Source organism: Dactylosporangium sp. NPDC051485 (assembly GCF_040682015.1).
In the GTDB taxonomy this organism is placed as follows: domain Bacteria; phylum Actinomycetota; class Actinomycetes; order Mycobacteriales; family Micromonosporaceae; genus Dactylosporangium.
On sequence record NZ_JBFAZW010000070.1, the window covers coordinates 44,108 to 63,154 of the forward strand.

A 19,047-nucleotide genomic window follows, 5' to 3' on the forward strand; every position below is an offset into this window, starting at 1 on the left:
AGCGGAGCGGCCAACGCTCGCACCCGCGAACGACCTGATGGCCTTGATCATGGCCCCGGCCCCGGCAGGCCTGACCCGGGCCAGGGGTGCGGTGGCGGTTCAGTGGAACTGGCCGACCTGGTAATCGCCGGCTGGCTGCTGGGTGATGATGTTCAGCCGGTTCACCGCGTTCATGAACGAGACCAGCAGCACGAGGGCCGTAAGCTGCTCCTCGTCATAGTGCTGGGCGGCACCCGCCCACACCTCGTCGCTGACCCCGGTGGCTGCGTCCGCGACCCGGGTCCCCTGCTCCGCCAACGCGAGCGCGGCGCGTTCAGCCTCGGTGAAGACCGTTGCTTCCCGCCAAGCCGCGATCAAGTTCAGCCGCACCGGGCTCTCGCCGGCCGCGGCGGCTTCCTTGGTGTGCATGTCGATGCAGACCGCGCAGCCGTTGATCTGGCTCACGCGCAGCGCCACCAACTCCTGCGTCGTTGCCGGCAGCGGCAGTTCCTTCAGTTTCCGGCCAGCCGACATGAAGTACTTGAGGGCCTTGCCGGCGGCCGGGTTGGCGAAGTAGTTCAATCGTGCGTCCATCGTGCGCTCCTCCACGTTCGTCAACGCCTTCACCCCCGAGACGAGGCGGCCCTCACTCCTGTGACACGGCGCGGTATGACCCACGTCTCTCCGCTGTCTGGGTTCGGGCATGTCACGGGCCGAGTCGCTGCCTCGTCTCGGGTGCGGAAGTCCTCGATCAGGGAGTTGATGATGAACGTCGCGCTGTGGATCATCGCTGGAGTGCTCGCCGCTGTCTGCCTGGTGGGCAGTTCCAAGATGGTCGTGCCGCAGGAGAAGCTGGCCGCGGTGGGCTCCTCTGCGCAGTGGGTCCTGGAGTTCAGCCCCGGCGGCTCACCGGGCCGGCCCGCCCCAGCCGTCGCCCGGAAGTCCTGCCGTGACCGAAGGCGCCGCAGCCGGTCGCGTCGGCCGTGACGTGGGGTCGCTGCGTCGGGTCGTGGACTTGCCGGCACCGCGGGGCCCGGGCAGGCCGAACCCTTCGGTCTCGACCGGGCCGGCCAGCGCCACCGTCGCCGCGCGGGCACCGGCTCGGGGGTGCTGCGGCGCCGCCGTCCGGGTCGTGCGGTCCGGATCAATCGCCAGGCATCGCGGTGATCCGGTGCTGGATCACCGCGCGCCGGCAGTCCCTTGCTCGCGCAACGACTGGTCCGACAGCCCAGCGGGGGAATGCCCGTCCAGGTACGCCCGGACCATGTCCAGCAGGCGGGGGTTCTCCTCCACGGCCCAGGTGACCAGGTTGCACCGGTGGCAGAGGAGCTTGCGCACCGCACCGGTCTGGTGATCATGGTCGACCGCCAGCCGCCTCGCCGCACCGCCGCGCCCGCGTGCGGTCTCGGGCTTGCGGCAGATCGCGCACAGACCGCCCTGCGCCGTGAGCATACGGTCGTACTCCGCTGGCGTGAGTTTGTACTTCTCGCGGAGGACCTGCGCGTGTGAGGCCCGGTTGCCGTCCAGTGTGGCGTAGCGGGTGCGCTTGTCTTGCAGGATGCACGTCTTGCATGGCCGTCGCGGCGCAGTGGTGTGCGGCAGGTTGTAGAACTCGTCGCGCGGCTTCGTCTCTCCGCACCGTCGACAGTGAACGAGCTGCTCAGTCATCGTCGCACCATATAGGTAGTGTGGTGCCACCGCATAACGGTGATTATGGTGTACGCCCCGTGGAGCCGTTCCGCGCGCCGCCGGAGACCCGCAGGCGCCAATTAACGAATAATCGGTATTGGTAATTCGGTAATCGGCGTGGCGCGGTGACCAGGGAACGTTCGCTGGCTACGCTGACGCCCGTGACGGAGTCTCGAATCGACGTGCGGATCGACGACCGCGACGAAGCCGACGCACGGGCCGGCGACGACCGCCCGTGCGCCTACTGCGGGCGGCCGGTCCCGCAGCGCAACGCGGCCGGGCGGCCGTTCCGGTACTGCCGCGACAACGACGGCGAATGCCAGCGCAACGCCCGCAACGCGCGGATGCGCCAGCGCACGTCGCCGGGCCTGAGCGGGCAGCTCGCCCGCGCGTTCGAGATCGCCGAACGGCTCGACCACGCGCTGGGCGACCTCGTCGACGCCCTGCACGCCGAGGTCTCCCCCGCCGGGATCGAGCGGCGGGTCGCGGAGGCGCGGGCCGAGGCGGCGGCGGGGCTGGTCGCCGCGCACGCCGAACGCGACGACGCCCGCGAGCAGACCCGCCGCGCGCAGGCCGAGCGCGACGAGGCCCGGGCCGGGACCGGCCTGGCCCGGGCCGCGGCCCGCGATGCCCAGGAGGAGGCCGGGCAGTGGCAGGCCCAGGCCGAGCGCATGGTCGCGGAGCGCGACCAGACGGCCGAGCAGCTGCTGCAGGCCCACACCCTGCAGATGGAGGCACTGGCCCGGCTGCAGGAGGCCGAGGAGGCCGTCGAGCGGCAGGGCGTGGCGCACGCCGCCGAGCTCGTGGCGGCCGAGGAGCGGGTCCGGCGGGCCGAGACACGCGCCGAGGAGTTCGGCCGGCAGGTCGAGGCGGAGGCGGACCGGCGTGTCGCGGCCGCCCGCGCCGAGGCGGACCGGGACATCGCCGACGCCCGCGTACAGGCCGACCGGCGGGTGGCGGAGGGCAAGGCGGCCGCGGACGCGACGGTCGCCGAGGCCCGCGCCGCAATGCACCACATGATCGCCGACGCCCGCACGGCCGCCGAGCGGACGGTCGCTGAGGCCCGCGCGGAGTGTGCGCAGAACATCACCGAGGCGCAGGCCGCGGCGGACGAGACGGTCGCCGCCGCGCGGGAGGACGCCGAGCGGGTGATCGCGCAGTACCGCGAAACGGTCGACGCCGCCACCGCGGAGCGCGACGGGGCCCGGCGGGAGGCGCAGACGGCGGCGGAGTTGCGGGCCGAGGCATACCGCGAGCGTGACGCCGCCCGCGACGAGGCCGGCAGCGTGCTGCGGGAGCGCGACGTCGCGCACACCGCGGTGGAGCGGGCGCTGCGGGAGGCCGCCGAGGTGGAGAGCCGGCTGCAGCGGCGCCTCGACGCCGAGGGCGCGCGGGCCGCCGCGGCGGAGGCGGCGCTGATCGCGGCCCGCGAGGACGCGCTCCGGCTGCGCAACGAGGCGGACCGGGCGCACGGCTGGGCGGACGACCTGCGCGACCAGGTGACGCAGCTCACCGCGGCTCTGACCCGGCTCACCTCACCCGCGGGCGGCGGCGGCGCGCTCGGCGGGTGAGAACGGTCAACCTGGTGGGTGACCTGCCGAAACTACCTCCGGTGAGGCGCGACACGAATCAACTGAACTGGTCGATCATTGAAAGCCAACGTAAAATCAGGGTACCGACCCGGCGACTGACCTACCGCCAGCCCGGGTAAGTCGTGTAATCTGCCCGCCCGCGGTGGGAATCGTCAGACCGCATGGCGTCGTTGGAAACAACGCAACGCTCCACGATCCGAAGGGGAAGACCGACCATGGGCGAGCGCATGCTGCGCGGCAGCCGTCTCGGAGCCGTCAGCTACGAGTCCGATCGCAACACCGAGCTGGCTCCGCGTCAGACCCGAGAGTACCTGTGCGCCAAGGGGCACCAGTTCGAGGTTCCGTTCGCCGTCGACGCCGAGGTCCCGATGACCTGGGAGTGCAAGTTCGACGGCAGCGTGGCGCGGTTGGTCGACGGCAGCGAGCCCGAGCAGAAGAAGGCGAAGCCGCCGCGCACCCACTGGGACATGCTGCTCGAGCGGCGCACGATCGCGGAGCTCGAGGACATCCTCAACGAGCGTCTCGAAGAGGTTCGCCGGCGCCGCGGTCGCATCGCGTAGCTGCAGCAACGTCGCCGAAGCCCCGGTCCGCCCCGGCCGGGGCTTTTCGACGCCCGCACCACGATCCGCGACCCCGCCCGTTCCGCCGCCGCCCAGCACGCCAACCTTCCCGCCGCCCGTGACCGCCGGCGCCACCTCGCCGAGGCGAAGCGTGACGCCCCCGAGCCGGAAAACTCGTGGAACGGCGCCGGGCGTGATGCTTGGATCGGCGGGAAGTCACGGCCGCGGCGGGGACGGACAGACAGGAAGGCACGATGGACGCAGAGCTACGCGCCGACTGCTCACGGTGCTTCGGATTGTGCTGCGTCGCACCCACGTTCGCCCGCTCCTCGGACTTCGCGATCGACAAACCGGCCGGCCAGCCGTGCCCGAACCTCGGCGACACGTTCCGCTGCGGCATCCACACCCGCCTGCGGGAGCGCGGCTTCGCGGGCTGCACGGTGTACGACTGTTTCGGCGCCGGCCAGCACGTCGCCCAGGTCGTCTACGAGGGCCGCGACTGGCGCGGCGACCCGGCGTCCGCGCCGCGGATGTTCGACGTGTTCGCCGCGGTCCGCATCCTGCACGAACTGCTGTGGTACCTCACCGAAGCCCGCCACCTCGCCGAATCCCTGCCGCCGTCGCGCACGGGCGCGACCCACGAGGTGCCGGGCGCCCAGTCACCACCGCCGCCGGGCAGCAGCGCGGCCGTCACCGGCGAAGCGTCCCCGGCGGGGCCCGGCACAAAGCCGCCGCTGCTGTCGGGCGGCGGCGAGGTGTCCCCGGCGACGACGCCGACGGGCCCCGGCAACCGGCGGCGGGCGGGTCGGCGGCGGTCCCCGGCGACGGCGCTCACCGAGTCCGGCCCGGGGCGGAACGCGTCTGCCGCATCCGCCTCAGCGCTGATAGCGGCCGTCGACGACGCCCTGTCGGCCACGCGAGCGCTGCGTGACGCCGCCGACATCCTCACGCCGGCGGCCGCCGAGGCGCACCGCGACCGGATCGCGCCGCTGCTGCGCGAGGTCAGCGCGGCCGCCCGCGGCGCCCGGGCGAAGTCGCCGGGCCGACACCTGATCGGGGCGAAGCTGCGCCGCGCCGACCTGCGGGACGCCGACCTGCGCGGCGCCCTGCTGATCGGCGCGGACCTGCGCGGCGCCGACCTGCGCGGGACGGACGTCATCGGCGCCGACCTGCGCGGCGCAGATCTTCGCGGCGCGGACCTGAGCACGACGCTGTTCCTGATCCAGTCGCAGCTCGACGCCGCCACCGGTGACGCGGCGACGAAGCTGCCGCAGCGCCTGCGCCGACCCGCCCACTGGCAAGCGCCGTGACGCTCCGCCCCGGCCAGCGGTCAGACCGTGGCCGAGGCGGTGTTCAGGGCGGAGCCGACGGTGTCGTGGACGGGGACCGGACCGGCGATGCCCACCGCAGCGCCCGCGAACACGCGCGGCCGTGCGGCGGCGGACACGGACGGCACCCGGTGCCGGCTGGGGCCGGACCTGCTCGCGGGGCTGCAGGCGATCGGCGTGTCGCGGCCGCTGCGGGCGGTGACGACGGCAGCGTGACTGGCGGCGTTCGGGCTCGGGATGACGCCGCCGGTCGCGGTGCTGCTGGGGGTCGCGCACGACCGTCCCACCGGCGGCGGGGTGCTGATGACGGCGGTCGGGGTGGGTGCAACATCATCGGGCTGTACCGTGGCGGGCATGATGAAGAGAATCGAGTCTTCCCAAGTACGGTGAGCATGGCTGACGAGCGCAGGGCGCTCGATCATCCGGCGTCCTTGTTCGAACACGCGCTGTGCCTGCATCGGCTGACGCCGGACGGGCCGCTCCCTGACGGTGGTCATCCTCTCCCGCGCGATGGCGACCATCCGAACATCCCGTATTCGGAACGTAGGCTGGCCCTGTCGGCCCTGCTACGGGAATTCGTTAGCAACCCGATGCTGTCAGCCGCCGATCTGCACGAGCAGTGCACTCGCTTGACGGTTACCGCCCGGGACGTGACGCGAGCCCTTCAAGAACTTGCCCCCGAACCTTCGCAGCGGCTTCTCGACACGGCCCGCTGGCTCGTCCGGAACGGTACGGATCGACGCGCGGTCCTGGTCGGGCTCGGTCTGCTTGACGGCAACGCCGAACAGGCCGACGTCTCGTCGATGAAGGTCATCGGGCTGTTGCGCTTTGCTGAACGGCCCGCCGCCGAAGCGCTGGCGAAGATCCCAACCGCCGCACGAGACCTTATCTGGCTCGCCGATCGATCACGGAAGCACTCCCGGATCATCGCCGTCCGGGCGCTGGCCGGGAATCCCGATCCCGTGGTACGTGCGTGGGTGCTGTCGACGCCACGAGACCTGCTGTCCAGCGACCTCGCCCGGCAGATCGCCGAAATGTATGCACTGGCGGAGATCCTCGGCGAACCCGCCGTGCACGATGTCTCGTGGGATCAGGCCGGGAACCTCCTGCTCGCGATGACCAGCACGCGCAACTACCAGTACGAGATCAGCCGATACAAGCAAGCAACGGCCACCTATCAGCGTTGGATTGCGCTCGCGGACACGAGACCGGCCACGCTGGAGCGAGCGGCCTTGCTGACCTCGGTCGCCGAGGACCTGTGCACCGGGCCGGCAGCACCGGTGGTTGGCGACCTTCGCAGATGCCTCATCGACCGGATCAAGCAAGTGTTGACCTCCGCACCGTGGATCGAGGCGCTGGAACGTAGCGCGTCTTCCAGCAATCCGGTCGAGGCCAGGCGCGCCGCCTGGATCATCGAACAAGCGGCCAGCAGCGGCACACCTGACGAACGATTTGCTGTCCGGGTCGTGGTGCCCGATCCAAACCCGGGATTCCCTGCAATAGAGGCCAGGATCGTCATCGACGGGACACCGATCGTCGCGGCCGCGTTCGACAAGGGTCCCGCAGAGGAGCCGGAGCGGCTGGTCTACAGCGGACGGCTCAGGGCCACGAGCGAGCCGAAGGAGATCAGGCTCGCCGAGGCATACTGCACCGAGGGCTGCTGCGGTGGGCTGTATGTCACGATCGTGCGTGAGGGACCGCATGTGGTGTGGAAGGACTGGCGCTCCTCGATGCCAGGCGACCCACCGCAGGAGGTGCGGTTCGATGCGATGGAGTACGACCGAGAGGTCGCCCGGGCCGAGCAGGACCATAGCTGGGAATGGCCGACCAGGACCTTGGCCCGGCTGGTAGCCGACCAGTTCCGCGCTGATCCCACCATCCTGGCTCGATGGGACTGCGCCCCAGGCTGGTGCACAGCCTGGTTGAAGGACTTCGATGTCGCACGCCTGACGTTCAACTATCCGGCCCGCAGAGCCTCGTTCGAGGATCCGTCGGTGCAGTTCGGCCTCGTGGTTGACGTTCGGGGCCAAGCTCCGGAGGCCCTGGCTACCGAGCTTGTCGAGTCGATGAGGAACATCGATCCGAAGTCCATCGCGGAGATGATCGGTGGCAGTAAGGACGGGGCCGAGAAGCTTGGCCTCGTCTACCGGAGCCCGAGCCGCTGGTAGAAGCCGGGCCAAGCCCCGCTTCCTGCCCACCCGGCTTAGCGTGATTTTTCGTTCCGCTGTTCCTCAACGGCCAGGCCGGGCGGAGCACGGGGCAGGCGGTGGAGTCCCGCGGGTGGGTGGACACGTGTACGGGTTTTCGTTCCGATGCTGGTCGACCCCCGACACGTGTGTGCGGGCGGCGGTCCGAGGACTGCCGCCCGCACACGTGCTGTCGCCTAGCGGTGGTGGTGGCGACGGCCGTCGCGCTCGTGCGCGACCAGGATCCAGCCCTTCTTACCGAAGGCCGGGACGCAGACGCCGTAGTCGAACCGGCCCGAGTGCGCGCCGGTCCAGGCGAAGAACTGGCAGGTCTTCTTGTTCTGGTACCAGCCGGCGATCCAGGAGCGGTCGTGGTCACCGGGCCGGCCGCCGCGCGGGCCACCCTGCGGGCCGCCGTGGGGACCACCGCTCGGGCCGCCGTGCGGGCCTCCCTGCGAGCCGCCGCTCGGGCCGCCGTGGGGACCGCCCTGCTGGCCGCCGCTCGGGCCGCCGTGCGGGCCCGGCTTGTCGGCGCCGGGCTGGGCGACCGTGGTCTTCTCGGCCTGGGTGGTGGCGGCCGACGCGGCCGTGGCCGTCAGGCCGAAGACCGCGCCGGCGGTCAGGGTCATGGCGCCCAGCGCCAGCACTCGTTGTGCGTTTCGCATCTTGACTCCCCCTCGTGTCGTGATGACGCGATCACACTATGTAGCTAAAGGGCGCAAATGCCGCAAAACGCTTCATCCTTTCAGTCAGAGACTGCAGGACGTGTGGACAGGCGCTCTCGCCGGGCGGGGTGGCTCGTGATGGACGGATTTGCCGGCTACACGGGCAGGACGAGTACGGTGCCGCCCGTGGTGAAAGGCTCGCGCTGCGTGACTTCGAAGCCGCTGCGGACGTACGCCGACAGGGCGGCGGTGTTGCCGACGGCGACCTCGAGCTCGACGGTGGCGTGGCCGCGGTCGCGGGCCCAGCCGGCGGCGGCCTCGACGAGACCGGCGGCGACGCCACGGCCGCGGGCGGCGGGGACGACCCACATGCTGATGAGGTGCGCGGTGGCGGGGTCGGCGACGGCGACCCAGGTCCCGGCGATCCCGACCGGCTCGCCGGGGGCGGCGAACGCGGTGAAGAAGGCGCCGCCGGCGGGCCAGGTGCGCCAGTCGGCCTCGCTGCGGTGGGCCTCCCGGGCGTACGTGCTGGCGAAGGCGGCGGGGCTGTCGCGGAGGGCGGCGAGGCGCAGGTCACGCTTGAGCTGCCACTCGTCGGCACGGAGGGGGCGCACGTCCACGAGAGGACCTTCCCAATTCACCCGTATCGCGGCAAGTGGGATATCACCGGACGAGTCACCCGTAAGCGGGGCACATTGCGGACGGGATCCCTGCACGAGGTCGCTCAGGTCGGGGCCGGGCACCTACGGCGCCGGCCGCTGGAGGGTCAGGTGGCGGCGCGGGAGGTGTCCAGCTGCTGCAGCAGGGGGCCGACGAGGTCGGTCAGGTCGCGGACGAGGACAGTGACGGCGCGTTGCGCCGACGCGGCGATGTCGTCGTCGGTGGCGTCCGGGTCGGGGGCGGCGGGCAGGTCGTCCAGCGGCAGGGGCGCCTCGACGAGCAGGGTGGCCCGCAGGTGCGGGTTGCGGCTCAGGTCCCGGTCGGTGGGCCGGATGAACTGGCCGAAGAGTTCGGGCCAGCCCCGCCAGCCGCGGTCGCGCCACCAGGTTCGGGAGGCGGTGAGTTCGGCGGGCAGGGAGGAGACGAGCTCGACGCGGGCGGTGAGGCCGCCGTCGAAGGGGTTGCGGGCGCATTCGGCGGTCAGGATGCGGCGGTGCCAGCGGACGTAGCCGGGGTCGAGGGCGGGCGGGGTGGCGAGCGTCCAGGCGGTCGCGGCGAAGGCGACGGGGGCGATGTCGCCGAGGCTGTCGGCGAACGCGGGCCGCGCGGCGAGGGCGAGCGCGCGATACCGCTCGTGGTCCCGGTCCAGCCAGAACGTCTTCACCACTGCGACGATAGCCCGGGAACCGGCCGCCGCCCGCCTCGTCCGCGCACAGCCGAACCCGCAGCCCACGGCCACGCGAACCCGCCCGCTCCTGACCGCGGCGGACTCCGGCCGGCCCCGCCGCCTGCTCGTCGGCCCCGCCGGCCGACCCGGCCCCGCGCAACGCCGCGAAAGGTCACGAATCCCCGGCAGGGCCGGCGTGCGTTCAGGCGACCTCGACCACGCGCGCCGGGTGGCGGGGATCATCGGCCCGCACGACGACGTCGGCCTGGTACTCGGGCATGACCTCCGACCGGTACCGCTCGAACGCCGGCAACGTCCACGCCAGCGCCGGATCGGCCCGCCGGGCCAGGGCCGCGTCGCTCTGCATGAGGTGCACGGCAAGGTCGAAGTCGAGCCCCGCCCCGAGCAGGAACACCCCGGACACCACGACCACGCCGTGCTCCGGCAGCTGCACGTAGCCGGCCCGGGTGGCCCGGTCGGTCCGCGGGTCCCACAGCGACGGCAGTACCCGCCCGGTGCCGCCGGGCCCGGCCGGGCCGAGGACTTCCCGGGTGAGGCCGCGCAGGTCGAGCCAGTCCTCGTAGTAGGCGTCGGGGTTGGTCCGGCCCCGCTCCAGCCGCAGGGAGGCGGCGCGCAGGAACCCGTCGGCGGGCACGTGCAGCACGAACCGGCCGGCATCGCGCAGTACCGCCACGATCGCCTCGGCAAGGTCGGCGGTGCCGGCGGTGGGTGCGCCGTCCACGGCGAGCCTGGCCGGGTGGCCCGGCGCGAGGGTGGCGGCCCGGTCGGCGAGGTCGCGGGCGAGGGCGTCGACGGTGACGGGCTCGGCCCTCACCGCGGGTCGATGACCTCTCCCTCGACGACCTCGCCCTCGACGATCCCGCCGTCCGCGGATCCAGCGTCGGGGGTGCGGTCGGCGCGCACGACCCGCGGTCCGAAGAGGTCCCCGGCGGCGGCCGGGGAGATGCGCCGCTCGGCGACGCCGCGGACCTGCCGGCCGGCGAGGGCCCGCACGGGCGGGATGAGCAGCAGCAGCCCTGCGGTGGCGGTGATGAACCCGGGGACGATGAGCAGCAGCGCGCCGAGCAGGCCGGTGAGGCCGTCGGACACCTCGCCGCCGGCGGGCCGGCCCTGGTTGACGGCGTCGCGGAAGCGCCGCCAGGCCCGCATGCCCTCGCGTTTGACGAGCATCGCCCCGATGAACATGGTGGCCAGGCCGAGCAGGACCGCCCAGGCCCAGCCGACGGCGTGCGCGACGAGCACGAACACCACGATCTCGGCGACCACCAGGACGAACCCGCCGACCGCGGCCCAGCCGACCCCACGCATGCCTGACTCCCCTTTTATCGAGCGGGACCGTTCCCGGCGACCGCGCGTTTCAGCGCGACCCACCGGGCGGAGGTCCCCCACAGCGTCACCTTCCACAGTGCCTCGCGAACGATGCTGGAGCTCATCTTCGACTGGCCGCGTTCGCGTTCGGTGAACGTGATCGGCACCTCGGTGACGCGGAACCCCCCTTTGTGGGAGCGCCAGGCGAGGTCGACCTGGAAGCAGTAGCCGTGCGACGCGATCGTGTCGAGCTCGAGCTTGCCGAGCACCGGGGTGCGGTACGCCCGGTAGCCGCCGGTCGCGTCGCGCAGCGGCATGCCGAGGGCGAGGCGCACGTACAGGTTGCCGATGCGGGAGATCGCCTGGCGGTGCGCGGGCCAGTTGACGGTCCGGCCGTGCTTGACGTAGCGGGAGCCGAGCACCACGTCGGCGTCGGCGAGGGCGTCGAGCAGCTTCGGCAGTTCCTCGGGGGCGTGGGAGCCGTCGGCGTCCATCTCGACGACGGCGTCGTAGCCCTGCTCGGTGCCCCACGCGAACCCGGCGATGTATGCGGCGCCGAGGCCCTGCTTGCCGGGCCGGTGCAGCACGTGTACGGCACGATCCACCGCGGCGAGCTCGTCGGCGATGGCGCCGGTGCCGTCCGGGCTGTTGTCGTCGGCGACGAGGATGTCCACGTCCGGCGTGGCCTTGCGCACCCGCTCGACGATGATCCGGATGTTGTCGGCCTCGTTGTACGTCGGGATGATCACGAGCACCCTGCCGACCCCGGGGTAACCGCTCACGCCGTCACCTCCGCGGCGCTGCGGCGCCGGCGTGAGCCAAAGCTGACGCGGCGCTGCGGACCGCTCACGACTCCTCCTCGACGGCGGGGCGGCGGCGCCGCACCCAGGTGGCCGCGGCGAGCCCGGCGACGGCCAGGCCGGCGAGCACGTACTCGGGGATCGCGCCGAGCCTCGTGGCAAGCGTACGTCGGTTCGACAGGTGCAGCTCGGCCAGGATGACGGCGGGGGTGTCGAACTGCGTCTCGCCGCTGGTCACACCGCTGGCCGAGGCGAACGCGGAGATGCCGACGGTGGAGGCCATCAACGCGTCCCGGCCGTGTTCGACGGCGCGCAGCCGCACCATGGCCAGCTGCTGGCGGGCCTCGGCCTCGTCGAAGGTGGCGTTGTTCGTCTGCACGGCGATCAGCTGCCCGCCGCCGACGACGGTGTCGCGGACGAGGTCGTCGACGGCGACCTCGAAGCAGATGACGTCGCCGACGGTGGCGGGGCCGACGGTCAGGACGCCGGGGCGGGTGCCGGCGGTCATGTCGGTGACCCGGTCGACCTCCTTGGACACCATCCGGGCGATGGAGCGCAGCGGCATCGTCTCGGCGAACGGCACCGGGTGCCGTTTGACGTACTTCTGCACCGGGTCGCTGATGTCGCGGCCCGGGTTGAACACGAGCCCGGCGTTCTCGACGCCGGTTTCGGGGGTGTACAGCACGGCGCCGACGAGGATGGGGGCGCCGACGGCGGCGGCGGCCCGGTCGATGAGCTGCCCGGCGTCGGGGTTGCGCAGCGGGTCGATGTCGCTGGCGTTCTCGGGCCACACGACGAGGTCGGGGCGGCGGGCGGTGCCGGCCTTGACCCGGTCGCCGAGGGCGATGGTGGCGTTGACGTGGTTGTCGAGCACGGCGCGGCGCTGGGCGTTGAAGTCGAGGCCGAGGCGGGGCACGTTGCCCTGCACGACGGCGACGTACACGGCCTTGCCGTCGGGTTTGGCGTGCGGCACGAGCTGCGCGAGCCCGGCGACGGCGAGGGCGGCGGCGACCGCGGTGAGGGGCGCCACGGCCCGCCGCGGGTCGGGGCCGGCGCCGGCGCCGCGCAGCACCGCGTACCCGAGCAGCGCCCCGATGAGGGTGACGGCGAACGTGACGAGGGGTGCCCCGCCGGCCGCGGCGAGGCGCAGCAGCGGCGACGTGTCCTGGCTGAACGCGATCCGGCCCCACGGGAACCCGCCGAACGGGGTGCGGGAACGCAGCCACTCCTGGCCGGTCCACAGGGCGGCGACGGCGACCGGCCACGCCCACCCGGCCGGGTTCCAGCGCAGGTCCCGCCGGTCGAGCAGGGGGCTGAGCCACGCGCCGGCGGCGCCGAGGAGCCCCAGGTACAGCGCTTCCATGACCGACAGCAGCAGCCACGGCACGAAGCCGGTGTGCAGGTTCGTCCACGACAGCAGCGGGGTGAAGAACAGCAGCCCGGTGGCGAACCCGAGGCCGAGGCCGGCCCGCAGGCGGCGGCGGTGCACGGCGAGGGCGAGCAGCGCGACGGCGACCGGGGCGGCCCACCACAGCCCGTACGGCGGGAACGCGACGAGCATGGTGCCGCCGGCCGCGGCGGCGGCGAGCAGCGCCGCCCACAGCGGCAGGGGCCGCCGCTGGCCGGGTTGTGCGCTGGGGGCCGCTGGGGCGGCCGGGGTGTGGGTGTCGACCAACGTCACCTTCGCCGTCCCGGGGGTGTCAGACGTTTCCGTGGGGGTTGCGGCGCCAATTATGCGGCCCGAACCTGCGAAACGCTGCAATGGGGGCGCGACCGAGGTCGCGCCCCGCGCTCCCAGGCCCATGTCCGGCCGGTGCGGCAGGGACGTTCGTGCGCGGCCTTCGTTCCGGCTCGGCGCGGGCTGGCTGCCCGGGGCGTGCCGTTGTCTACTGGTCGCGTGATTCCCCCTGCCCTGACACCGGTGGATGCCGCGTTCACGGCCCCCGCCGACCCCCGCCGCCTGCGCTCGGGGCCGCCCCGTCGGTTGACGATGAGCGTCCGGCCAGCCGGCGTTGGGGAGTAGCGAACCGCGGTCACCCTTCCCGAAGTAGGACGCAAAGACGGTACGCGCAGCCGCGGGGTGCGTGTCAACCGCCTCGCGGGATGTAATTCGCCGGGGCGGCGTGTCGGCCGGGCGTGTCGGTCACGGTTCACCCGAACACCCACGCCCCGCAACGAACCGATCACGGACTGTTCGGTCACGGTCCGTGTCGGCGACCGAATTCTGCCGGGGTTTCACCCCCGGACGTCACCCGTTCGCCCAGCTGTTCACACAACCGGGCCGCGGCCGCCGGATGGTCGGCCGCGAGCAGCCCCGCGGCGGCGAGCACATACGCGGCGTCCACGGCGATACGGGGCGCGCGGGGCAGCGCCCACCCACCGGCATGGTCGCGCAGGATCGCCTCGGCAGCGGCCGTGGCGGCGTGGCGCTGCGCATGCCGGAAGACGCCGCCGGACGCCACGACCGACACGACGTGCCGCAGGTCGCGTCCCGCCCTGGTGTGACGGCGCACGGCGATCGTGGCGGCGGCCCCGGCGAGGCCGAGCGGCCCGCCCGCGACCGGGACGCGTTCACGGGCGGCGGCGGCCTCGATCCCGGCGACGTTCCACCGTACGCCGAGGTCCCCCTCGACGGTCCGGGCGTGCCACAGCACCCCGGCGACCGCGTCGGGCGGCACCTCCCGCGGCTGCAGCGCGCTGTACACGTCGGTGGTGGCCCCGCCGACGTCGACGACGAGCAGGTCCCCGCCGGCCTGCGCGGCGAGGACCCCGACACCGGTCAGGACCGCGTCCGGGGTGGCCGCCGACACCAGCCGCGGGAACCGCGGCCCCTTCGACAGCCGCTTCCCGCCGATGACGTGCCGGATGAACAGGTCCCGGATCGCCGCCCGGGCGGGCGCCGCGTCGACGACCCCGATGCGGGGCAGGACGTTGCCGGTGACGACGACCGGCAGGCCGTGGCGGGCCAGCGCGGCGGTGACGTCACCGCGGGCGTCGGCGTTACCGGCGACGACGACCGGGACCCGCCACCGGGCGGCGGCGAGCCGGCGGGCGTTGTGGACGATGACGTCGCCGTCGCCGCCGTCGGTGCCACCGACGAGCAGCACAACGTCGGGCCGGTCGGCGCGCACGGCCCGCACCTGCCCGGCGCTGAGCGGCCCGGCGGCGACGTGGACGACACGGGCACCGGCGGACAGCGCGACGCGGTGCCCGGCGTCGGCGGAGACCAGCGGCTCGTAGCCGATGACGGCGAGCCGCAGCCCGCCACCGGCCGAGGAGCAGCAGTAGACGTGCTCGACGGGCCCGGCCGCGGCCAGCAGCGCGTCGACACCGTCGAGGACGTCACCGCCGAGCGTGGTCGGCGTCGCCGCGGCCGCGACCAGCTCACCGCTGCCGGTGTCGACGACGGCGAGCTTGGTGTCGGTCGACCCGACGTCCACACAGGCGGCGAGCGTCACCGGACCACCCCCGGACACGACGCGCAACACCATGCAGCACATGGCCCCGGTCCGTGCCACCAGGGCACCGTAGCCCCCGTCAGCGCCTGGCCTGGGTCGATCAGAGCGAAGCCGCATCGAGCCAGACCAGGCGAAGCGGTCGGCCCTGGGGGCCTCCCTGCCGGCTCCGCGGTGCCAAGGACAAACCCGGGGCCGGTCACGGCACGACGACGGTGCCGGTGGCGGACACGGCCAGCAGCGGCGGGTCGAGGACCGCGGCGGCGGACGGCCCCCGGCCAGGCTCGGCGCGGCACGCGACGTGGCAGGTGAACTCGACGGTGCGGCTGCGGTTGCCCTGCCGGGTCACGGTCGCGGTGACCTCGACGACGTCACCGGCGTGGACGGGCGCGTGGAACGCCACCGTGCTGTACCCGGCGAAGAGCCCTTCGTCGCCGTCGGTGCGGATGCACAGCTCCGTCGCGGCGTCCCCGAACAGGGCGAGGCTGTAGGCGCCGTCGACGAGGTTCCCGCCGTAGTGGGCGTGCCCGTACGGCACATACCTGCGGTGCACGACCGTCACCCCGACGTGGCTCACCGGGCACCGGCCAGGGTGTGCGCCAGATACGAGGCGACCTCCCGCGGGGTCGTCCCGCGGCCGAAGATCCGGTCGACGCCGAGCTCGGCGGCCATGAGCTCGTCGAACCGGGGCCCGCCGACGACCAGCAGCGGCCGGCGGGCCGGCGGGAACGCCTCCCGGAACGCCGCGGACATCGCCCGGGTGTTGTGCAGGTGCGCGTCCTTCTGCGTGACGACCTGGGACACGAGCACCGCGTCGGCCTTCTCGGCGGTGGCGGCGGCGACGAGGTCGGCGACGGCGACCTGGGCGCCGAGGTTCACGACCCGGATCTCCCGGTAGTACTCCAGGCCCTTCTCCCCGGCGATGCCTTTGACGTTGAGGATGGCGTCGATACCGACGGTGTGCGCGTCGGTGCCGATGCAGGCGCCGACCACGACGAGCTTGCGCCGCAGCCGGGCACGGACGGCGGCGTTGACGTCCTTCGGCGCCAGCAGCGGATAGTCCCGCTCCGCGACGACGACCTTCCCCGGTTCGACAAGATGGTTGACCCGCCCATACACCACGTAGAACGTGTGCTGCTCGCCGATGGGCCGGGCGTGCACGACCATGGCCGGGTCGATGCCCATCTTCCCGGCCAGTTGCAGGGCGGCGCCTTCGCCGCGTTTCCCGGCCGGCAGCGGCAGGGTGAACGACACCTGGATCATCCCGTCGCCGGTCGTGTCCCCGTACGGCCGGATCACCGGTGGGCTGCTCATCGTGCCCCCTTCGTCAGCAGGTCCTCGGCGGGGTTGTAGTAGCCGGGTTCGCGGCGGGCGACGCCGTCGAGGCCACGGCCGCGGTCCGCGGGCCGCCGCATGATCCCGAACGTGCCGTCGGCGATCGCCTCGAGCAGCCCCTCCGCGGCGATCCGCTCGAGCAGCCCGACCGCTTCCCGCAGTACCAGCGCGGCCCGGTCCTTGATGAACGGGCCCGGGGTGAAGTCTTCGTGCAGGTTGCCCGCGGCCCGCAGCACGTAGCGGACGTTCTGCAGGGCGATGTCCCGGTCGGACAGCCACGGGGTGACGACGGCCTCGGTCATCATGCCGACGAGCAGGATGCCCTGCCCGGTCAGCGCCCCGGCAAGGTTGAAGAACCCGTCGAGGAGGTTGCCGCGGAACACGTCGCCGGTCATGTGCCGCGTCGGCGGCATCCACTTCAGCGGAGCGCCCGGGAACAGCTCCCGGGCCAGCAACGCGTGCGCGAGCTCCAGCCGGAACGACTCCGGCAGGTCGGGGTTGATCTCGAACGCGTGGCCGAGCCCCAGCTGCCACGTCTGCAGCCCCGCCTCGGTCGCGAAATACTCGTTGAGCAGCTGCGACACGGTCACGGTGTGCGCGGCGTCGACCGCGTCGGCGGTGGTGAGGTAGTTGTCCTCGCCGGTGTTGATGATGATCCCAGCCCGGGCGTGGATCTGCCGGGAGAACCGCTGGTCGACGAACGTGCGGATCGGGTTGATGTCCCGGAACAGGATCCCGTACATCGAGTCGTTGAGCATCATGTCGAGCCGTTCGAGCCCGGCCAGGGCGGCGATCTCCGGCATGCACAGGCCCGACGCGTAGTTCGTCAGCCGGATGTACCGCCCGACCTCCTTCGACGTCACGTCGAGCGCGGCCCGCATGAGCCGGAAGTTCTCCTGCGTCGCGTACGTCCCCGCGAACCCCTCCCGGGTCGCGCCCTCCGGCACGTAGTCCAGCAGCGACTGCCCCGTCGACCGGATGACCGCGATCACGTCCGCCCCGGCCCGCGCCGCCGCCTGGGCCTGCGGGATGTCCTCGTAGATGTCGCCGGTCGCGACGATCAGGTAGATCCACGGCCGCTGCGGCGGGTCGCCGTGCCGGGCCACGAGCCGTTCCCGTTCCCGGCGCCGCCGGTCGATCCGGGCGACCCCCCGGGCCACCGCCGCCGCCGCCGACCGGCGCACCCGCCCGTCCTTGCCCGGCCGCGGCACGCCGAAACGCACACTGCCGGCCGCCGCCTTCTGCGCCAGCAACGTCAGGTCGGCGTGCCCGTCACGGATCAGCGCGTCGTAGACGGGCAGCAGCACCCCGTGGCCCAGCCCGACGTCGGCGGCGACCGCGTCGACGAGCCGGTTCACCCACGGGATGCCGTCCGGGTCGGCGCCGCCGATCCCGGCCAGGCGCAGCGTGGCCCGTTCCACGGCGGCGGTGGTGTGCGTCCGGGCCAGCTCGACGACGGGCCGCCCGGCGGCCTCGGCGAGCCGCCTGGCCTTGGCGACCGTGCGCCGGTCGAGTCCGAGTTTCCCGCTCACCGCGCCGCCTCCATCCTCATGTCGTGGTGTGGATCGTCCGCCCGCGCAGGACGGTCCGGCGGGCGGCGGGGCTGCGCTCGCCGGACAGGACCGCGGCGACCGGGCCGGTGGTGTCCCAGACGGTGAACGTGGCGGTGCCGCCCGGGTCGAGGACACCTTCGTCGTCGAGGCGGGCGGCGCGCCACCCGCCGCGGGTGTGCGCGGCGAACGCGGCCTTGCCGCCGATGCGCTGCGCCGGGTTGTGGTGACGCATCGCGGCCCGGCAGCTGCCCCACGGGTCCAGCGGCGTGACGGGGCTGTCGGAGCCGAACGCGAGCGTCACCCCGACCCCCGCGAGGGCCGCGAGCGGGTTCGCGGCGAGGGCCCGGGCCGGGCCGAGACGGGTCGCGTACATGCCGTGCTCGCCGCCCCACAGCCGGTCGAACGCGGGCTGGACGGACGCGACGACGCCGAACTCGACGAACCGGGCGATGGCGGCCTTGTCGAGCAGTTCGGCGTGCTCGACGCGGTGCCGCCCGTCGCGGACCGCGTCGACACCGACGATCGCGGCGGCACCGGCGAAGCCCGCCAGGACGGTGCCGATGGCCTGGTCGCCGATGGCGTGGAAGCCGCCCTGGACGCCGTGGCGGACGCAGCCGACGAGATGGTCGGTGACCTGTTGCGCGGTGAGGTAGCCGTGGCCGCAGGAGCCGGGCTCGTCGCGGTAGGCGGCGCCGAGGTGCGCGGTGCGGGCGCCGAGAGCCCCGTCGGCATACAGGTCCCCGGCGGCGCCGGCGGCGCCGAGCTCGCGGGCCTTCGCCGCGGCGCCCGTCTCGCCCCACAGGCCGATGACGAGGGGATGGTCGGGGCCGTGGCCGAGGGCGGCGGTGAAGTCGGCCTCGCCGGAGGTGCCGGGCCCGCCGCACTCGTGGACGCAGGCGATCCCCAGCGCCGCGGCGTGCCGCAGCGCCGCCCGCTGCGCGGCGTGGACCTGCGCGGCGGTGACCGACGCGTAGGCGGCCTCCCGCACGACGTGGTGGGCGTCGCGGCGCAGCCAGCCGCCGTCGTCGTAGCCGGGCGCGGCCTTCGCCTCCGCGCTCAGCAGGGCGGTCGACACGAGCGCCGCGTGCACGCAGGTCCGCGACAGGTACACGGCCCGCCCGCCGCCGGCCCGGTCCAGCTCCGCCGCGCTCGGCGTGGCCGGGTCGGCCCACGCCGACTCGTGCCAGCCGTGGGCGTTGACGACCGCGCCGGCGGGCTGGGCGGGGGCGGGGGGGGGGACGGCGTCCAG

General features: G+C 73.4%; 20 protein-coding genes. 5 read left to right on the forward strand and 15 right to left on the reverse strand.

Features of this window, described 5'->3' with window-relative positions; genetic code table 11:
• Positions 1-99 precede the first annotated feature (99 nt).
• Entirely contained in the window at positions 100-573 is a 474-nt protein-coding gene (locus AB0M46_RS33050; protein ID WP_363342530.1) for a carboxymuconolactone decarboxylase family protein, read from the reverse strand.
• A 171-nt stretch (positions 574-744) separates the two neighbouring features.
• Between AB0M46_RS33050 and AB0M46_RS33055 the strand changes: the two genes are divergently transcribed.
• On the forward strand, positions 745-966 hold the full coding sequence (locus AB0M46_RS33055; protein ID WP_363342496.1) for a hypothetical protein: 222 nt from the start codon (positions 745-747) through the stop codon (positions 964-966).
• A gap of 192 nt (positions 967-1,158) precedes the next feature.
• Here AB0M46_RS33055 and AB0M46_RS33060 read toward each other — a convergent pair whose 3' ends face one another.
• Positions 1,159-1,647, reverse strand: coding sequence for an endonuclease VII domain-containing protein (locus tag AB0M46_RS33060; protein WP_363342498.1), 489 nt, complete (start codon positions 1,645-1,647; stop codon positions 1,159-1,161).
• Positions 1,648-1,829: 182 nt separating this feature from the next.
• On the opposite strand from AB0M46_RS33060, the gene AB0M46_RS33065 reads away from it, so the two are divergent.
• The 3 genes from AB0M46_RS33065 (at position 1,830) to AB0M46_RS33075 (ending at position 5,130) form a co-directional block, all read left to right on the forward strand.
• Positions 1,830-3,239, forward strand: coding sequence for a hypothetical protein (locus AB0M46_RS33065; RefSeq protein ID WP_363342500.1), 1,410 nt, complete (start codon positions 1,830-1,832; stop codon positions 3,237-3,239).
• 236 nt (positions 3,240-3,475) lie between these two features.
• Positions 3,476-3,820 (forward strand): RNA polymerase-binding protein RbpA, encoded by a 345-nt coding sequence (locus AB0M46_RS33070; RefSeq protein ID WP_344619238.1) that lies wholly within the window; start codon positions 3,476-3,478, stop codon positions 3,818-3,820.
• A gap of 254 nt (positions 3,821-4,074) precedes the next feature.
• Positions 4,075-5,130, forward strand: a complete 1,056-nt coding sequence (locus AB0M46_RS33075) for a pentapeptide repeat-containing protein (protein ID WP_363342502.1) — start codon at positions 4,075-4,077, stop codon at positions 5,128-5,130.
• A gap of 20 nt (positions 5,131-5,150) precedes the next feature.
• On the opposite strand, the gene AB0M46_RS33080 is transcribed toward AB0M46_RS33075, so the two are convergent.
• Positions 5,151-5,504, reverse strand: coding sequence for a hypothetical protein (locus AB0M46_RS33080; RefSeq protein ID WP_363342504.1), 354 nt, complete (start codon positions 5,502-5,504; stop codon positions 5,151-5,153).
• 36 nt (positions 5,505-5,540) lie between these two features.
• Here AB0M46_RS33080 and AB0M46_RS33085 point away from each other — a divergent pair, with 36 nt between their 5' ends.
• Positions 5,541-7,316, forward strand: coding sequence for a hypothetical protein (locus tag AB0M46_RS33085; RefSeq protein WP_363342506.1), 1,776 nt, complete (start codon positions 5,541-5,543; stop codon positions 7,314-7,316).
• Positions 7,317-7,531: 215 nt separating this feature from the next.
• On the opposite strand, the gene AB0M46_RS33090 is transcribed toward AB0M46_RS33085, so the two are convergent.
• The 12 genes from AB0M46_RS33090 to AB0M46_RS33145 form a co-directional block, all read right to left on the reverse strand.
• Positions 7,532-7,999, reverse strand: coding sequence for a hypothetical protein (locus tag AB0M46_RS33090; protein WP_363342508.1), 468 nt, complete (start codon positions 7,997-7,999; stop codon positions 7,532-7,534).
• 155 nt (positions 8,000-8,154) lie between these two features.
• A complete protein-coding gene (locus AB0M46_RS33095; RefSeq protein WP_363342510.1) occupies positions 8,155-8,619 on the reverse strand; it encodes a GNAT family N-acetyltransferase in 465 nt (154 codons plus the stop codon).
• 146 nt (positions 8,620-8,765) lie between these two features.
• The gene (locus AB0M46_RS33100; protein ID WP_363342512.1) at positions 8,766-9,323 is read right to left on the reverse strand and encodes a hypothetical protein; all 558 of its coding nucleotides are present in this window, start codon (positions 9,321-9,323) and stop codon (positions 8,766-8,768) included.
• A gap of 205 nt (positions 9,324-9,528) precedes the next feature.
• Positions 9,529-10,161: a uridine kinase gene (locus AB0M46_RS33105; RefSeq protein ID WP_363342514.1), complete on the reverse strand. Its 633-nt coding sequence runs from the start codon at positions 10,159-10,161 to the stop codon at positions 9,529-9,531.
• Positions 10,158-10,655 (reverse strand): FxsA family protein, encoded by a 498-nt coding sequence (locus tag AB0M46_RS33110; protein WP_363342516.1) that lies wholly within the window; start codon positions 10,653-10,655, stop codon positions 10,158-10,160. Before AB0M46_RS33110 ends, AB0M46_RS33105 begins: the two co-directional genes overlap by 4 nt.
• Before the next feature lie 14 nt (positions 10,656-10,669).
• Positions 10,670-11,437 carry a polyprenol monophosphomannose synthase gene (locus tag AB0M46_RS33115; RefSeq protein ID WP_363342518.1) on the reverse strand — a complete coding sequence of 256 codons (768 nt, stop codon included), beginning with the start codon at positions 11,435-11,437 and terminating at the stop codon, positions 10,670-10,672.
• Positions 11,438-11,501: 64 nt separating this feature from the next.
• Positions 11,502-13,130 carry an apolipoprotein N-acyltransferase gene (gene lnt / locus AB0M46_RS33120; RefSeq protein ID WP_363342532.1) on the reverse strand — a complete coding sequence of 543 codons (1,629 nt, stop codon included), beginning with the start codon at positions 13,128-13,130 and terminating at the stop codon, positions 11,502-11,504.
• A 523-nt stretch (positions 13,131-13,653) separates the two neighbouring features.
• A complete protein-coding gene (locus AB0M46_RS33125; protein WP_363342534.1) occupies positions 13,654-14,913 on the reverse strand; it encodes a glutamate mutase L in 1,260 nt (419 codons plus the stop codon).
• A gap of 196 nt (positions 14,914-15,109) precedes the next feature.
• Positions 15,110-15,472, reverse strand: a complete 363-nt coding sequence (locus AB0M46_RS33130; protein ID WP_363342536.1) for a hotdog domain-containing protein — start codon at positions 15,470-15,472, stop codon at positions 15,110-15,112.
• Between the two features lie 11 nt (positions 15,473-15,483).
• Entirely contained in the window at positions 15,484-16,224 is a 741-nt protein-coding gene (locus tag AB0M46_RS33135) for an OAM dimerization domain-containing protein (RefSeq protein WP_363342520.1), read from the reverse strand.
• Positions 16,221-17,777: a lysine 5,6-aminomutase subunit alpha gene (locus AB0M46_RS33140; protein WP_363342522.1), complete on the reverse strand. Its 1,557-nt coding sequence runs from the start codon at positions 17,775-17,777 to the stop codon at positions 16,221-16,223. Before AB0M46_RS33140 ends, AB0M46_RS33135 begins: the two co-directional genes overlap by 4 nt.
• A 16-nt stretch (positions 17,778-17,793) precedes the next feature.
• On the reverse strand, positions 17,794-19,047 hold a 1,254-nt coding region (locus AB0M46_RS33145; RefSeq protein ID WP_363342524.1), incomplete at its 5' end, for an amidohydrolase family protein.

Bases quoted from the DNA above. Each gene is read 5' to 3' on its own strand.
- AB0M46_RS33135 (WP_363342520.1), bottom strand. From the start codon at position 16,224: ATGAGCAGCCCACCGGTGATCCGGCCGTACGGGGACACGACCGGCGAC.
- AB0M46_RS33060 (WP_363342498.1), bottom strand. From the start codon at position 1,647: ATGACTGAGCAGCTCGTTCACTGTCGACGGTGCGGAGAGACGAAGCCG.
- AB0M46_RS33050 (WP_363342530.1), bottom strand. From the start codon at position 573: ATGGACGCACGATTGAACTACTTCGCCAACCCGGCCGCCGGCAAGGCC.
- AB0M46_RS33055 (WP_363342496.1), top strand. From the start codon at position 745: ATGAACGTCGCGCTGTGGATCATCGCTGGAGTGCTCGCCGCTGTCTGC.
- AB0M46_RS33085 (WP_363342506.1), top strand. From the start codon at position 5,541: ATGGCTGACGAGCGCAGGGCGCTCGATCATCCGGCGTCCTTGTTCGAA.
- AB0M46_RS33075 (WP_363342502.1), top strand. From the start codon at position 4,075: ATGGACGCAGAGCTACGCGCCGACTGCTCACGGTGCTTCGGATTGTGC.
- AB0M46_RS33080 (WP_363342504.1), bottom strand. From the start codon at position 5,504: ATGCCCGCCACGGTACAGCCCGATGATGTTGCACCCACCCCGACCGCC.
- AB0M46_RS33110 (WP_363342516.1), bottom strand. From the start codon at position 10,655: ATGCGTGGGGTCGGCTGGGCCGCGGTCGGCGGGTTCGTCCTGGTGGTC.
- AB0M46_RS33070 (WP_344619238.1), top strand. From the start codon at position 3,476: ATGGGCGAGCGCATGCTGCGCGGCAGCCGTCTCGGAGCCGTCAGCTAC.
- AB0M46_RS33090 (WP_363342508.1), bottom strand. From the start codon at position 7,999: ATGCGAAACGCACAACGAGTGCTGGCGCTGGGCGCCATGACCCTGACC.